General features: G+C 59.9%; 13 protein-coding genes and 2 pseudogenes. All 15 read left to right on the forward strand.

Annotation, left to right across the window (positions count from 1 at the left end):
* Positions 1-214 precede the first annotated feature (214 nt).
* The 15 genes and pseudogenes from rny (at position 215) to miaB (ending at position 14,200) form a co-directional block, all read left to right on the forward strand.
* Positions 215-1,756 carry a ribonuclease Y gene (gene rny, locus OMP40_RS26490; RefSeq protein ID WP_090115788.1) on the forward strand — a complete coding sequence of 514 codons (1,542 nt, stop codon included), beginning with the start codon at positions 215-217 and terminating at the stop codon, positions 1,754-1,756.
* Between the two features lie 101 nt (positions 1,757-1,857).
* On the forward strand, positions 1,858-2,652 hold the full coding sequence (locus OMP40_RS26495) for a TIGR00282 family metallophosphoesterase (RefSeq protein WP_277538043.1): 795 nt from the start codon (positions 1,858-1,860) through the stop codon (positions 2,650-2,652).
* A gap of 232 nt (positions 2,653-2,884) precedes the next feature.
* Complete coding sequence (locus OMP40_RS26500) at positions 2,885-3,145, forward strand: stage V sporulation protein S (protein ID WP_044877525.1); 261 nt, start codon at positions 2,885-2,887, stop codon at positions 3,143-3,145.
* 346 nt (positions 3,146-3,491) lie between these two features.
* Positions 3,492-4,226 (forward strand): dipeptidase, encoded by a 735-nt coding sequence (locus tag OMP40_RS26505; protein WP_277535841.1) that lies wholly within the window; start codon positions 3,492-3,494, stop codon positions 4,224-4,226.
* 215 nt (positions 4,227-4,441) lie between these two features.
* A pseudogene (locus OMP40_RS26510) lies at positions 4,442-6,188 on the forward strand (2-oxoacid:acceptor oxidoreductase subunit alpha).
* Entirely contained in the window at positions 6,188-7,054 is an 867-nt protein-coding gene (locus OMP40_RS26515) for a 2-oxoacid:ferredoxin oxidoreductase subunit beta (RefSeq protein ID WP_277535842.1), read from the forward strand. Before OMP40_RS26510 ends, OMP40_RS26515 begins: the two are co-directional and overlap by 1 nt.
* A 153-nt stretch (positions 7,055-7,207) precedes the next feature.
* Positions 7,208-7,889, forward strand: a pseudogene (locus OMP40_RS26520) (response regulator transcription factor).
* Complete coding sequence (locus OMP40_RS26525) at positions 7,886-8,665, forward strand: hypothetical protein (RefSeq protein ID WP_277535843.1); 780 nt, start codon at positions 7,886-7,888, stop codon at positions 8,663-8,665. The pseudogene OMP40_RS26520 and the gene OMP40_RS26525 overlap by 4 nt, the downstream one beginning before the upstream one ends.
* Complete coding sequence (locus OMP40_RS26530; RefSeq protein WP_277538044.1) at positions 8,622-9,647, forward strand: sensor histidine kinase; 1,026 nt, start codon at positions 8,622-8,624, stop codon at positions 9,645-9,647. The genes OMP40_RS26525 and OMP40_RS26530 overlap by 44 nt, the downstream gene beginning before the upstream one ends.
* Positions 9,634-10,248 carry a hypothetical protein gene (locus tag OMP40_RS26535; protein WP_277535845.1) on the forward strand — a complete coding sequence of 205 codons (615 nt, stop codon included), beginning with the start codon at positions 9,634-9,636 and terminating at the stop codon, positions 10,246-10,248. Before OMP40_RS26530 ends, OMP40_RS26535 begins: the two co-directional genes overlap by 14 nt.
* A gap of 408 nt (positions 10,249-10,656) precedes the next feature.
* Positions 10,657-10,806, forward strand: a complete 150-nt coding sequence (locus OMP40_RS26540; RefSeq protein WP_277535846.1) for a hypothetical protein — start codon at positions 10,657-10,659, stop codon at positions 10,804-10,806.
* Between the two features lie 36 nt (positions 10,807-10,842).
* Positions 10,843-11,253, forward strand: a complete 411-nt coding sequence (locus OMP40_RS26545) for an HAD-IA family hydrolase (RefSeq protein ID WP_277535847.1) — start codon at positions 10,843-10,845, stop codon at positions 11,251-11,253.
* Positions 11,254-11,389: 136 nt separating this feature from the next.
* Positions 11,390-11,971 carry a phosphate propanoyltransferase gene (gene pduL / locus OMP40_RS26550; RefSeq protein ID WP_277535849.1) on the forward strand — a complete coding sequence of 194 codons (582 nt, stop codon included), beginning with the start codon at positions 11,390-11,392 and terminating at the stop codon, positions 11,969-11,971.
* Between the two features lie 266 nt (positions 11,972-12,237).
* Positions 12,238-12,423, forward strand: a complete 186-nt coding sequence (locus OMP40_RS26555) for a hypothetical protein (RefSeq protein WP_277535851.1) — start codon at positions 12,238-12,240, stop codon at positions 12,421-12,423.
* A 172-nt stretch (positions 12,424-12,595) separates the two neighbouring features.
* Positions 12,596-14,200: a tRNA (N6-isopentenyl adenosine(37)-C2)-methylthiotransferase MiaB gene (gene miaB / locus OMP40_RS26560; RefSeq protein ID WP_277535853.1), complete on the forward strand. Its 1,605-nt coding sequence runs from the start codon at positions 12,596-12,598 to the stop codon at positions 14,198-14,200.
* The last annotated feature ends 3 nt before the right edge of the window (positions 14,201-14,203 follow it).

Raw genomic sequence — 14,203 nt, forward strand, 5'->3', positions numbered from 1 at the left:
CGTCCTTGCATTGCTTGACAATCCATTTTCACAAAAGATACAATGAATGAGTATTCCATCATCGCGCTACCGATTCTTTTTCCTTCCAAAAAAACGATTCGGATAGTGAATTTTCGACGATTTACGCGAGATTACGGAACGGTTCTGAAACCGGCGCACAATTGAATAGGTGTCCCAAGATTTGCCTTGGTGATACAACGAGGAGGTGAAGACCATGGAGTCATGGATCTGGGTCTTGATCGTCATCGTTGTTGGCGTGCTTTTCTTTGGGATCGGTTATGTTGTACGCAAGTCCATTGCGGAAGCTAAAATATCCAGTGCCGAAGAGGCGGCCAAGCAAATCGTAGAAAATGCGAGAAAAGAAGCCGACGCCCTCCGCAAGGAGACGGTACTGGAAGCCAAAGACGAGGTGCACAAGCTCCGGAACGAAGCGGAACGCGATATTAGAGAGCGCCGCAACGAGATTCAGCGGCAGGAAAGACGGCTGGTTCAGAAGGAAGAATCGCTGGACCGCAAGCTGGAGCAGCTGGAACGCAAGGAGGAGCAAGTCGCCAACAAAGAGAAACGGATCGAAGAGACCCAAGAACAGATCGAGACGCTTCATAAGCAGCAAATAACGGAGCTCGAACGCATCTCGAACCTGACGATGGAAGACGCGAAGCAGCTGATTCTGTCCACGGTCGAGCAGGAAGTGCGTCACGAGACCGCTCAACTGATCAAAGACATCGAGCAGCAGGCGAAGGAAGAGGGCGACAAGCGCGCCCGGGACATCATCTCGCTCGCGATTCAGCGCTGCGCCGCGGATCACGTGGCGGAGACGACGGTATCCGTCGTTACGCTGCCGAACGAAGAGATGAAGGGGCGGATCATCGGCCGCGAAGGCCGCAACATCCGCGCGCTGGAGACGCTCACCGGCATCGACCTGATTATCGACGATACGCCGGAGGCCGTTATCCTGTCGGGCTTCGACCCGATCCGCCGCGAGATTGCGCGCACCGCGCTCGAAAAGCTCGTCGCAGACGGACGCATTCACCCGGCCCGCATCGAGGAGATGGTGGAGAAGTCCCGTCGCGAAGTGGACGAGCGGATCCGCGAGTACGGCGAGCAAGCGACGTTCGAGGTGGGCGTTCACGGTCTCCATCCGGACCTCATCAAGATTCTCGGTCGCCTGAAGTTCCGTACGAGCTACGGCCAGAATGTGCTTAAGCATTCGATGGAGGTCGCATATTTGACCGGACTGATGGCAGCCGAGCTCGGAGAGGACATTTCTCTCGCCAAACGCGCCGGCTTGCTGCATGATATCGGCAAGGCGCTCGACCACGAAGTGGAAGGTTCGCATGTCGAGATCGGCGTAGAATTGGCGAAGAAATACAAGGAGCACCCGGTCGTCATCAACAGTATCGCGTCCCACCACGGCGACGTGGAGGCGACTTCGGTCATCGCGATGCTGGTCGGCGCAGCCGACGCGCTCAGCGCGGCCCGTCCGGGCGCGCGCCGCGAGACGCTCGAGACGTATATTCGCCGGCTGGAGAAGCTCGAAGCCATCTCGGAGTCGTTCGAAGGCGTCGAGAAGTCGTACGCCATCCAGGCCGGACGCGAAGTTCGCGTCATGGTGCAGCCCGAAAAGGTCGACGACGGCGAAGCATTCAGGCTTGCGCGGGATATTACGAAGAAGATCGAGAGCGAGCTCGATTATCCGGGACATATTAAGGTCACGGTCATTCGCGAGACGCGGGCGGTCGAATACGCCAAGTAACAGCAAAGCTATACGGGGGAGTGGCCGCCACGATTGGCGGCCATTTCTCCGTTCTCGGACCTGCGGGAATAGACAGGCCGAGCGACAGAAAGGTGGATGACATGAAAGTCGTTTTTATCGGGGATATCGTCGGCCAAGTCGGCCGGGATACCGTCAAGCGTCTGCTGCCGTGGCTCAAGGACCGGTACCAGCCGCATATCGTCATCGCCAACGGCGAAAACGCCGCAGGCGGGCGGGGCATTAACGCCGCGATCACGCGCGAGCTGTTCGCGGCCGGCGTGCAGGGCATCACGATGGGCAATCACACCTGGGACAATCGCGAGATCTTTGAATTTATCGACGACGAAGCCCGGATGGTTCGTCCGGCCAACCTGCCCCCGGGCACGCCAGGCCGGGGTTATACGATCATCAAGAGCGGCAGCCGGGAGCTGGCCATCGTGAATTTGATCGGGCGCACCTTCCTGCCGCCGTCCGACTGCCCGTTCCGCAAGGCGGACGAGATCGTGGACGAGCTGCGGCGCAAGACGAAGTGCATCCTCGTCGACTTCCACGCCGAGGCGACGAGCGAGAAAATCGCCATGGGCTGGCACCTCGACGGACGCGCCTCGGTCGTGCTCGGCACGCATACGCACGTGCAGACGAACGACGACCGGATTCTGCCGGAAGGCACCGCGTACGTGACGGACACGGGCATGACGGGACCGCGCGACGGCGTGCTCGGCATGGAGCGGGAGAGCGTGCTGCGCAAGTTCATCACCGGCATGCCCGCCCGGTTTCAGGTGGCCGAGACGAAGTGGCATCTGAACGGATTGTTCGTCGACATCGATGAAACGACGGGCAAAGCCGTCAGCGTCCGAACGATACGCGTGGACGAAGACAGCTGGATTCCTGCGTGACGCCAAGCAGGCAAGTCGCGCGATGACAGCGAACACGAACGACGTAAGCGGAGCCGCGCCCGGGAGCGCGGCTTTTCGCATGTTGAAGCGCCTTTTTTCAATTGTAAGTATCATTTTCTGAATAATTCGAAAATAGATCGCCGCGCCAATCCGGAAGGGCAGGAATTAATCCTCGTCGTCCCGAATATGATCGGTTAGTGAGCCCATCCTTAACCCCAAGGAGGAACTGGTCATGGATGTATTAAAGGTATCGGCAAAATCGAACCCAAACTCCGTCGCAGGCGCATTGGCAGGGGTGCTACGTGAGCGTGGAGGGGCGGAGCTGCAGGCGATCGGCGCCGGCGCGCTGAACCAGGCGGTCAAGGCGGTGGCGATCGCGAGAGGATTCGTCGCGCCGAGCGGCGTCGATTTGATTTGCATACCGGCGTTTACGGATATCGTCATCGACGGGGAAGACCGCACGGCCATCAAGCTCATCGTGGAGCCCAGATAACCGGCCGGAAGCGATCGTCCGATAACAAGCGTTAACCTGCCTCGCAGGGGTGCGGATGCCGCGGAGCTTGCCGCGCAGCTCGCTTCTCGCGCGCCCGCAGGTTTTTTGTTGTGCCCGAAAATCGGAGGAGGAGATGGCATGCGAATCGCGGATCTGCATTGCGACGCGCTCAGCAAGCTCGATCGCGACCCGAAGCTGGATTGGAGCGCAGCGCCCAATGGCGGATTGGACGTGACCGCCGAAGGATTGACGAGGGGGAATGTCGGTCTTCAGGCGTTCGCGATCTGGGTGCCGGCAGGTATGCCGAAAACGCCTGAAAGCGCATTGCGCCAAGCGGCGCTTTTCCATGACAAAGTGCTGTCCGCGCCAGGCATGCGTCTCGTGCGGAGCGGCGCGGACGTGGAAGCGGTACTCGCTCCGGAGGCATCCCAGAGAGGGGGCGCTGCTAACGCTCGAAGGCGCGGACGCGCTGCGCGGAGAGCGGTGGGCGCTTCGCCTGCTCCATCGGCTCGGGCTTCGGATGCTCGGTCTCACCTGGAACGAGGCGAATTGGGCATGCGACGGCATCATGGAACCCCGAGGCGCCGGCTTGACGAAGGAAGGGCGCAGCCTCGTCTCGGAATGCGAAGCGCTCGGCATACTCGTCGACGTCGCGCATCTGTCCGAAAAAGGCTTCTGGGATACGGCGGAGCTCGCGAGACGGCCGTTCGTCGCTTCGCACGCCAACGCCCGCTCGCTTTGTCCGCACCCGCGCAACCTGACGGACGATCAGATCCGCGCGCTCGTCGCGGCGAACGGATTGATCGGCATCACGTTCGTTCCGTTTTTTCTCCAAGCGCTAAGACCCGCCGGCATCGACGACGTGCTGCGGCATGTCGAGCATGTGTGCGCCCTCGGCGGAGCGAACCACATCGCGTTCGGCTCGGACTTCGACGGTATCGATACGTATACGCAAGGCCTTGCCGGCCCCGCCGATTATCCTGCGTTAGCGGATGCGCTGCTGGCGCGACACCCCGAGCGGCTCGTTCGCGGCTGGCTGTCGGGACATGCGCGGCGCTTTTTAACCGACAATCTGAAATAACGCAAAAACCTGGTGAATCTAAAGGCAAAACGATGACCGTACGTAAAAAGTATCGTCGTGCATTTCGACTGAAACTATTGCAATTTGACAGGACGAATCATAAAATTTATTAGATCAGCGCCTTGTTTATGTCGAAAGCGAATAAGTATATCGCATATTGTTCGAGCATGGCTATTATCGATACCAGTCACCCTATGCATGAGGAGATGGAAGCATTGATCGAGCAACTTTCTTGGAAAATAGGCGGCCAGCAGGGGGGAGGGCGTCGAGAGTACGGACCGTATTTTTTCGACGGCGCTCAACCGGCTCGGCTACTATTTATACGGCTATCGCCACTTCTCCTCGCGGATCAAGGGCGGTCACACGAACAACAAAATCCGTATCAGCACGCACCCGATTCGCGCGATCTCGGACGATCTGGACATTCTTGTGGCGTTCGACCAGGAGAGCATCGACCTGAACGCGAAGGAGCTTCGCGCGGGCGGGGTCATCGTCGCGGACGCCAAGTTCGCGCCGGCCGTGCCGGAGGGCGTGGACGCGCAGCTGTTCGCCGTGCCGATCACGGCGATTGCCGAGGAGCTCGGCACGTCGCTGATGAAAAACATGGTCGCGTCCGGGGCTTCCTGGGCGCTGCTCGGTCTGCCGATCGAGGTGTTCAACCGGGCGGTCGAAGAGGAGTTCGGGCGCAAGGGCGCGGCCGTCGTCGAGAAAAACGTCGAAGCCGTGCGCCGCGGCGCGGAATTCGTGCTCGCGCAGGCCGGCGGTCCGATCGAAGCGTTCAAGCTGGCTGAAGCGGACGGCAAACAGAAGCTGTTCATGATCGGCAACGAGGCGCTGGGCCTCGGCTCCGTCGCTGCCGGCTGCCGGCTGATGTCCGCCTACCCGATCACGCCCGCGTCGGAAGTGATGGAGTATCTGATCAAAAAGCTGCCGAAGTTCGGCGGCACCGTCGTGCAGACGGAAGACGAGATCGCGGCGGTCACGATGGCGATCGGCGCCAACTATGGCGGCGTGCGGACGATGACGGCTTCGGCCGGCCCGGGCCTGTCGCTCATGATGGAAGCGATCGGCCTGTCGGGCATGACCGAGACGCCGCTCGTCATCATCGATACGCAGCGCGGCGGGCCTTCGACCGGCTTGCCGACGAAGCAGGAGCAGTCCGACATCAACGCGCTGATCTACGGCACGCACGGCGAGATCCCGAAGGTCGTCATCGCGCCGAGCACGATCGAGGAATGCTTCTACGATATGATCGAAGCGTTCAACATCGCGGAGGAATACCAGGTGCCGGTCATCGTGGCGACCGACCTGCAGCTGTCCCTCGGCAAGCAATCGTGCGAGCCGCTCGACTACAACCGCATCGAGATCAAGCGCGGCAAGCTTATCCCGCTCGAGCAGGAGCTTGCGCCGGCGGAGCCGAACAAGCTGTTCAAGCGCTACGAATTCACCGAAGACGGCGTATCGCCCCGCGTGCTGCCGGGGGCGAAGCACGGCATTCACCATGTGACCGGCGTCGAGCACGACGAGGAGGGCCGTCCGTCCGAGAGCGCGGTCAACCGCCGCAAGATGATGGATAAGCGATTGAACAAGCTGAATGCCCTGCGCATGACCGATGCCGTGAAGTCGGACGGGCCGAGCGAGCCTGCCGATCTGCTCATCGTGTCGATGGGCTCCACGGGCGGCACGATTAACGAGGCCCAAAGCCGGCTCAAGCAGGCGGGTATCGCGACGAGCCATGTGACGGTGCGCCAGATGCATCCATTCCCGAGCGACCTGCTCGCCCCTTATCTGGAGCGAGCCGGCAAGGTCGTCGTGCTCGAGAATAACGCGACGGGCCAGCTCGCCAACCTGATCAAGCAAAACGTCGGCTTTCACGACAAAATCGTGAATCTGCTCAAATACGACGGCACGCCTTTCCTGCCTTCCGAAGTTTATCAAGCCTGCAAGGAGCTGAAGCTGTAATGGCGACTTTCAAGGAATTCCGCAACAACGTCAAGCCGAACTGGTGCCCCGGCTGCGGGGACTTCACGGTGCAGGCTTCGATTCAACGCGCAGCCGCGAACGTAGGCCTCGAGCCAGAACAGCTTGCCGTCGTCTCGGGCATCGGCTGCTCCGGCCGGATCTCCGGCTACATTAACGCGTACGGGCTGCACGGCATTCACGGCCGCGCGCTGCCGATCGCCCAAGGCGTCAAGCTTGCGAACCGCGAGCTGACCGTCATCGCCTCCGGCGGCGACGGCGACGGCTTCGCGATCGGCATGGGCCATACGGTGCATGCGATCCGCCGGAACCTGGACATCACCTACATCGTCATGGACAACCAGATTTACGGCCTGACGAAGGGCCAGACGTCTCCCCGCAGCGCGGAAGGCTTCAAGACGAAGTCGACGCCGGAAGGCTCGATCGAGACGACGCTGTCGCCGCTCGAGATCGCGCTGTCCGCAGGCGCCACCTTTGTCGCCCAATCGTTTTCCAGCGACCTGAAGCAGCTGACTTCGCTGATCGAGCAGGCGATCCGGCACAAAGGCTTTTCGCTTATCAACGTTTTCTCGCCGTGCGTCACGTTCAACAAAGTCAACACGTATGACTGGTTCAAGGAGAACATCGTCAACCTGGAGCAGTTCCCCGACTACGATCCGGGCAACCGGATCGCGGCGATGACGAAGATCATGGAGACGAACGGCATGCTGACGGGCCTGATCTACCAGGACACCACGCGCAAGTCGTACGAGGACATGGCGGTCGGCTTCAAGCCCGAAGCGCTCGCGAAGCAGGACCTCACGCTTCCCGAAGCGGAATTCGACAAGCTGCTCGCGGAATTCAGATAAGAACGGCAAGACCTCGTATAGCGGCAGCCGGGACGTGCAAGTTTGTCCCGGCTGCCGCTATTTTTTTGGGTTTTCGGCGTACACACGATGGACACAAGGGTAGGATAAAGTTAGAGTCGTACCGCATGGCGGGTTAGAGAGGGGGGAGAGGCGATGAAGCGAACGATTCTGCTGGCGGAAGACGATGCGCTCATGCGGGAGTTTATTACGGATTATTTCGCAGGAGAAGGATGGGGCGTGCTCGAGGCGGATAACGGTCGAACGGCGCTGGACCTGTTCGAACGGAACGCCGTCGATCTGGTCGTGCTCGATCTGATGATGCCGGAGCTGGACGGCTGGACGGCCTGCCGGCGCATCCGGGAAAAGTCCGATGTGCCCGTCATCATCATCACGGCGCGAACGGAGGACGACGACCAGATCCTGGGGTACGAGCTCGGCGCCGACGAATATGTCACAAAACCGCTCAGCCCGCGCGTGCTCGTCGCCAGAGCCTCTGCGCTTATGCGCCGGACCGAAGGGACGGTCGGACGCGACGGAGAACGGCTCGTGTTCGGCGAACTGTCGATCGACAGGCATGCGCATGCCGCCGCCATATCCGGGGGAGGCGCTCCATTTGTCGCCGAAGGAGTTCGAGCTGCTTGCGTTTCTCGCGAAGCACGAAGGCAAGGTGCTGGCCCGCGAATATATTTTGGATTCGGTATGGGGCTACGAATACGACGGAGATCCGCGCACGGTCGATACGCATGTCAAAAAGCTGCGCGCCAAGCTCGGTCCCGAAGGCCGGCTGATCTCCACGGTCGTGCGTACCGGATACAAATTCGAGCGGTCATCATGAAAGGTCGCAGCGTCGTTTTTAAGCTGTTCGCCGTGACGGCTTCGCTCGTTCTCCTTCTTTTCGTGCTCCTGCTTCTCGCGGAAGGATTATTTTTCGAACGGTTTTACCGCGCGTCCAAAAACGAGGCGATCGAAAGAAGCCTGACGGCGTTCGGAAAGGCGTACCGGCAGGCCGAGCAAACGAAAGCGGGCAGCGGCGCGCGCCTCCTCGGCGACCTCATGAACCGAAGCGACGCGAGTGTGGCGCTGCTGAATGAAAGGTTCGAGTTCGTTGCCGTTAATCCCTACTTTTTGAAGCTGCGCGCGGACGGCAAGACGGTCACCGTGCCGCTCGCAAGCGAAGGGATGACCGCCGACGCGCTCCCGCAAGGTCTGAAGATCGGGGATCGGCTGACGATCGACGGCATTTATATGGACGAGGAAGATACGATCATGCAGCCGATCGCCATCGGACAGGAGAAACGCGCGCTTGAGGACGGGCTCGTAAGGGTCGACGGGACGATCGCGGATCTGCTGGTGCCGGAGCGCCGTTCGTACAATCCTTTTTTATCAGGATATGAAAATGAAAGAAGCGTTGTCGGCGTGGACCGCCAGTGCGGAACGGGATTCGATCCGGACGATGGCCAAAGGAACGGCGAAAACGGAATGGACCGATCCATGGAGCGGGCTTCGCTATGCGGTCTTGCTGCAGCCTGTGGCGCCGGGGAGCGGAGAGGTTCGCTATTTGTTCGCCATGACGTCTCTTCAGCCGGTTGGCGAAGCCGTGGATACGCTTAAGCGGTACATTGCGTTTTTGGCGCCGGTCGTATTGGTAATCGGACTTTTATTATCGTGGGTTTATTCGAGAATGGTATCGCGTCCGCTCGTTCGGCTGACCCGCTCGGCGACGCGGCTGTCCGAGCTCGATTTTGCCGGGCATGAGGAGATAAGGTCGCAGGACGAATTCGGCGAGCTGTCGCGCCGCATGACGGCAATGTCCAGGAATCTGGAGAAGGCGCTCGCGGAACTCAGGCAGGCGAACGCGCAGTTGAAGCGGGACGTCGAGGAAAAAGAACGCGCCGAGCGGTTGCGCAAGGAGCTGGTCGCGAACATTTCGCATGAGCTGAAGACGCCGCTCGGCATCGTCAAGGGCTTCGCCGAGGGACTGCAGGACGGCGTAGCGGCCGATAAAAAGGAACGGTATTTGTCCTTGATCGTAACGGAGACGGATCGGATGAACGCGCTCATTATGGATATGCTGGAGCTGTCCCGTTTCGAGGTTAGCGCCGTGAAGCTGCAGCCGGAAGCGATATCGTTGACGGATTTGATTCGAAAAGCGCTGCGGTCGTTTTCCGGAAAGATCGAAGAGAAGGGCCTTCGACTGGAAGCGGGTACGGACGAGGATTGGCGAGTGGAAGCGGACCCGAAGCGAATCGAGCAGGTGCTCATGAATTTGCTGGGCAATGCGATTCGCCACGCTGCCGAAGGCGGCGCGCTCGCGATCGCAGTGACGCGCCAATCGCCGGACCTGGTGCGCGCGACGATCGAAAACGAAGGTCCTCCTATCGCCGAACCCGACCTGGACCGGATTTGGGAGCAATTTTACCGCGCCGAGCGTTCAAGAGACCGCAAGTCCGGCGGCACGGGCCTGGGACTCGCCATCGTGAAGCATATACTGACGCTTCACGGAAGCGAATTCGGCGTCCGCAATACGCCGCGCGGCGTAGCGTTCTACTTTACATTAAAAGAAATCGGAGGAGATTCGAATGATGAACCGTAAAAAATGGATGATGACCGCCGCGGTGGCGGCGCTGCTCATGACGAGCGCCTGCGGGGAAAAAACGAATGCGGATACGCAGGCTTCGGCGGGCGCTTCTTCTTCCGCCGCGCAAGCGACGCCTTTGCCTTCCGCGTCCGCTTCGCCGGCTGCTTCCCCGTCGCCCTCGTCTTCCGCCGGGGCATCCACGGACGCGCCCGCTTCTTCGCCGGCTTCGTCCGGCGAAGGTTCGGGTGCGGCGGCGTCCGGGGAGCCGGATAACGAGAAAATTCTGATCGTCATCGACCAGACGGAGAAGCCGATCGAAGGCAACAGCTTCGACTTCGCAGTCAAGCAGGTGCCTCGCGGCTATGCCTTGTCCGAAATGAGCTGGACCTCCGGCGACACGAAAATCGTCAACACGCTGCAGGACGCGATCGCGCACGGCGGCAACGGCGAGGACGGATTTTACATCAGCGGCGACGGACAGTTCATGGGCTTCTTCTATCCGGACGCGCTGAAGGGGCAAGAGGGCGAGGTCAGCTTCTTGTTCAAGGACGACAGCGGCAATGAAAAACGCTGGACGAAAAAAAATAAAGCTGAAATGAAGCTTGGAATCGTTTGAAATCTCGTAGAAGGCAGGGATGCAGGACACAGAAGACGTTATTTCTTAAAAACCGGTTCAAATGGCAATCGTAGCGGACTGGAGAGACTTTATTCATCCTGATCAAGGTTAACAAAGGCAGGCGATCCCGCAATAGCGGCGCCCGGGTCCGTTAGCGGGAAGCCAATAGCGATTTGAACAAAAATAACGGCTCCTCAGTCTTTTCTCGACGCCCTAATGCGTAGTAAATGCGTAAACGAAAAGGCTGCAAGGGCTTTTGTAAACGATTCAGTACAACTGCTATCCCTAAATTTGAATCGTCTCCGATAAAAACGGCTTCACCGTCTTTAAGGACGGCGAAACCGTTTTTTACTTGTCGCCCTGGAATGATATACTTTCATGGACGACAGACGGAGAGGAATCATCACGATGGCTAAAAGCAAAGCGCTTGTGCTCGACGTCGGCGGCGTGCTCGCCACGAATTATACGCCGCGGTTTTGGGAATCGCTCGCGGAAGACTACAAGGTGCCGCACGCATCGCTGATGCAATTTCGCAAAGACGTCAGAGCGGAACTATGAACGGGCGCGATCGCCGAGACGACATTTTGGGAACGGATGACCGGTTGCTTCCCGGTCATCGACGCAGCGGACGCGAGGGCCAGGCTGATCTCGGAGATCCGGCCGCTGCCGGCGCTTGAGCGGCTGGCCGGATGGCGAGACCGGGCGAGCCTGAACATCCTGAGCAATCACCGAACCGAGTGGATCGCGCCCGTGCTCGAGCGCCTCTACCCGCTCGCGGACCATGTGCTCGTGTCGGCGGAGGCGGGATGCCGCAAGCCAGAGCCGGAGATCTACGGCCTGATGGATGCGAAGCTCCGGGGCTTCGCGGACGTCTTGTACGTCGACGATGCGAAAAGCAACCTGCCGCAAGGCGCCGCGCTCGGCTGGAAAACGCTGCTTGCCGACGAAGACGGCGCATGGATCGCGCAGGCGGAGCGTTGGCTGGATGCGGAACACGTAATATAAGGCAGAAATATGACAATGGCGTGGACGGTTCGTGAACTTGCGTTCGCTTCCTGCGTAAGGTCTCCAGTTTGCGTTATAATGACATCGTGTAAAGGTTCAATAAACAAAAGCCGCTCGCGGAAGGCAGGTCATGACGATGAACGAAGACAGAAAAATACCGGTCGGCGTATCCGCCAGACACATTCATCTGACGCAGGCGCATGTCCGGGTCCTGTTCGGGGAAGGCGCCGAACTCACGGAGATGAAGCCGCTGTCGCAGCCGGGTCAATTCGCCGCGAACGAGACGGTCGCGGTATACGGTCCGAAAGGCTCTTTTCCGAAAGTCCGCATCCTCGGTCCGGTCCGCAAGGCCACGCAGTTGGAAGTATCGCGCACGGACGCCTTCTCGCTCGGGCTTAAGCCGCCGGTGCGCGAATCCGGACATATTGAAGGGACGCCCGGCATTCGGATCGTCGGCTCTGCGGGCGAAGTGACGATTGACGAAGGGGTCATCGTGGCGGCCCGGCACATTCATCTTCATACGTCGGACGCGGAGCGGCTCGGCGTCGCGGACAAGCAGCTGCTCAAGGTGCGCGTCGGCGGCGATCGCGGTCTCGTGTTCGAAAACGTCATCGCGCGCGTCTCCCCTTCGTTTTCGCTCGACATGCACATCGACACCGACGAAGGCAACGCCTCCGGCGCCGCGACGGGCGACTTCGCCGAGCTGTTGCCGGAATAGCAAGTCAGAACGGGCGCGTTTCCGCGATACGAGCGGAGACGCGTTTTTTGCGTCTGCCGCCGTTTATCGTGCCGTACATGCTGTCGAAATGGGGAACGAAGCTGCTCGTCCACGTGCGCGTGTTCGGCTGGAGGCGTCGGTAACGGCTCGGAAACCCGGAAACTCGGAAACTCGGAAACTCTGAAAATCGAGCTTAATCCTGCTTAAGATTGCGCTTCCAAGGGTAAAAAAAGACTAGTCCTTATTCAACCCGGAGGTGGATACGCATGACGAACAACGGCAGGTTGGACAGGCAGGGTATCGACGTGCAGGAGGAAGGCAAGCAATGGCAGGCGCACGCGGATCGCGCGAAGGCGAATTTCGAGGCGGTCAAGGAGCAGCGGGCGGTCGGCACCAACAGTCACCCCGACAGGCAGAATCGGATGATCGACACGCGCAATTTACGCAAATAGAAGATCGAACGACGACCCGGCAGCGAGCGCTGCCGGGTTTTTCGCGCGTTTTGCGGCAACGGGCGCGTTTTTGCCGTCGGAATAGGCTTGGGCCGCTTACATTGCTATGCTATAATGGAGAATCGAATGGTCCCATCGCTATGAGGGCGCACGACAGGAGGTATCTCTTCGCATGACGAAGGAAGGCCAAGGACGGCAAGCAGCCGGTCCGGCTAAAGATTATGCCAAATACTTCGACTTCTCCGGCGCGAAGGTCATCGCCGAGGAGGAGGGAAAGACGACATATCGCATCAACGGCCGCAACGTTCAAATCTCTTCGCCTCCCGATCTGCGGGAAGGCAAGAAGCGCGGCAAGGAAGAGATCCGGGTCCACTACGATACCGGCATCGGCGAGGACATGAAGACGTTCGGCGCGGGCCGGCACTACTGCATTTTCACCTACGGCTGCCAGATGAACGAGCACGACACGGAGATCATGCGCGGCCTGTTCGAAGAGATGGGCTACACCGCTACCGAAGACAAGGCCCGGGCGGACGTCATTCTGATCAACACGTGCGCGGTCCGGGAGAACGCGGAGGACAAAGTGTTCGGCGAACTCGGACACCTGAAGCGGCTGAAGCTGGAAAAGCCCGATCTTGTGCTCGGCGTGTGCGGCTGCATGTCCCAGGAAGTGTCGGTCGTCAACCGCATTTTGCAAAAGCATCCGCATGTCGATCTCATTTTCGGTACGCATAACATACACCGCCTGCCCGAGCTGCTGAAGGAAGCGCACTACGGCAAGGAAATGGTCGTCGAGGTGTGGTCCAAGGAAGGCGACATCATCGAAAATCTGCCCAAGAAGCGGGAAGGCCTTCGCGCCTGGGTGAACATCATGTACGGCTGCGACAAGTTTTGCACGTACTGCATCGTACCCTACACGCGGGGCAAGGAACGCAGCCGGGTGCCGGAAGACGTAATCGCCGAAGTGCGCGAGCTCGCCCGCCAAGGCTTCAAGGAGATTACCTTGCTCGGGCAGAACGTCAACGCCTACGGCAAAGACTTCGCGGACCGGAACTACCGATTCGGCGATCTGATGGACGATATCCGCAAGATCGACATCCCGCGCGTCCGGTTCACGACGAGCCATCCGCGCGACTTCGACGACCGTCTGATCGAGGTGCTGGCCAAGGGCGGCAATCTGGTGGAGCATATTCACCTGCCGTTCCAGTCGGGCAGCAGCGAAGTGCTCAAGCGGATGAGCCGCAAGTATACGCGAGAGCAGTTTCTGTCGCTGGTCGGCCGCATCCGGGCCGCGATGCCGAATGCCGTGCTGACGAGCGATATCATCGTCGGCTTCCCGGGCGAGACCGAGGAGCAATTCGAAGAGACGATCGAGGTCGTGCGCGAGGCGGGCATTTCGATGGCCTATACGTTCATTTATTCGCCCCGCGCCGGCACGCCGGCCGCCGAGATGGAGGACAATGTGCCTTACGAGGCGAAACAGCGGAGGCTGGCGCGTCTGAACGAGGTGATCGCGGAGATGAGCCTGGCCAGCAACCAGGAGCTTGCCGGTCAGATCGTCGAGGTGCTCGTCGAAGGCGAGAGCAAGAACAACGCGAACGTGCTATCCGGACGCACGCGCAGCAACAAGCTGATCCACTTCGAGGGACCCAAGTCCTGGATCGGGCAGTTCGCCATGGTACGCGTTACGCAGCCGCAAACCTGGTTCATTCGCGCCGAAGCGATCGGCCTTGCCGAAGAAGCGGTCGAATGGCCGAAAACCGCCGGCGGCGTTTGAACG

This window comes from Cohnella rhizosphaerae, assembly GCF_029525575.1.
GTDB classification, from domain to species: Bacteria; Bacillota; Bacilli; order Paenibacillales; family Paenibacillaceae; genus Cohnella; species Cohnella rhizosphaerae.

What these genes read in the sequence shown, in the direction of transcription:
- OMP40_RS26505 (WP_277535841.1), top strand. Translation starts at nt 3,492, where the DNA reads ATGACAAAGTGCTGTCCGCGCCAGGCATGCGTCTCGTGCGGAGCGGCG.
- OMP40_RS26500 (WP_044877525.1), top strand. Translation starts at nt 2,885, where the DNA reads ATGGATGTATTAAAGGTATCGGCAAAATCGAACCCAAACTCCGTCGCA.
- OMP40_RS26495 (WP_277538043.1), top strand. Translation starts at nt 1,858, where the DNA reads ATGAAAGTCGTTTTTATCGGGGATATCGTCGGCCAAGTCGGCCGGGAT.
- OMP40_RS26525 (WP_277535843.1), top strand. Translation starts at nt 7,886, where the DNA reads ATGAAAGGTCGCAGCGTCGTTTTTAAGCTGTTCGCCGTGACGGCTTCG.
- OMP40_RS26555 (WP_277535851.1), top strand. Translation starts at nt 12,238, where the DNA reads ATGACGAACAACGGCAGGTTGGACAGGCAGGGTATCGACGTGCAGGAG.
- OMP40_RS26540 (WP_277535846.1), top strand. Translation starts at nt 10,657, where the DNA reads ATGGCTAAAAGCAAAGCGCTTGTGCTCGACGTCGGCGGCGTGCTCGCC.
- OMP40_RS26545 (WP_277535847.1), top strand. Translation starts at nt 10,843, where the DNA reads ATGACCGGTTGCTTCCCGGTCATCGACGCAGCGGACGCGAGGGCCAGG.
- OMP40_RS26515 (WP_277535842.1), top strand. Translation starts at nt 6,188, where the DNA reads ATGGCGACTTTCAAGGAATTCCGCAACAACGTCAAGCCGAACTGGTGC.
- rny (WP_090115788.1), top strand. Translation starts at nt 215, where the DNA reads ATGGAGTCATGGATCTGGGTCTTGATCGTCATCGTTGTTGGCGTGCTT.
- OMP40_RS26530 (WP_277538044.1), top strand. Translation starts at nt 8,622, where the DNA reads ATGACGTCTCTTCAGCCGGTTGGCGAAGCCGTGGATACGCTTAAGCGG.
- OMP40_RS26535 (WP_277535845.1), top strand. Translation starts at nt 9,634, where the DNA reads ATGATGAACCGTAAAAAATGGATGATGACCGCCGCGGTGGCGGCGCTG.
- miaB (WP_277535853.1), top strand. Translation starts at nt 12,596, where the DNA reads ATGACGAAGGAAGGCCAAGGACGGCAAGCAGCCGGTCCGGCTAAAGAT.
- pduL (WP_277535849.1), top strand. Translation starts at nt 11,390, where the DNA reads ATGAACGAAGACAGAAAAATACCGGTCGGCGTATCCGCCAGACACATT.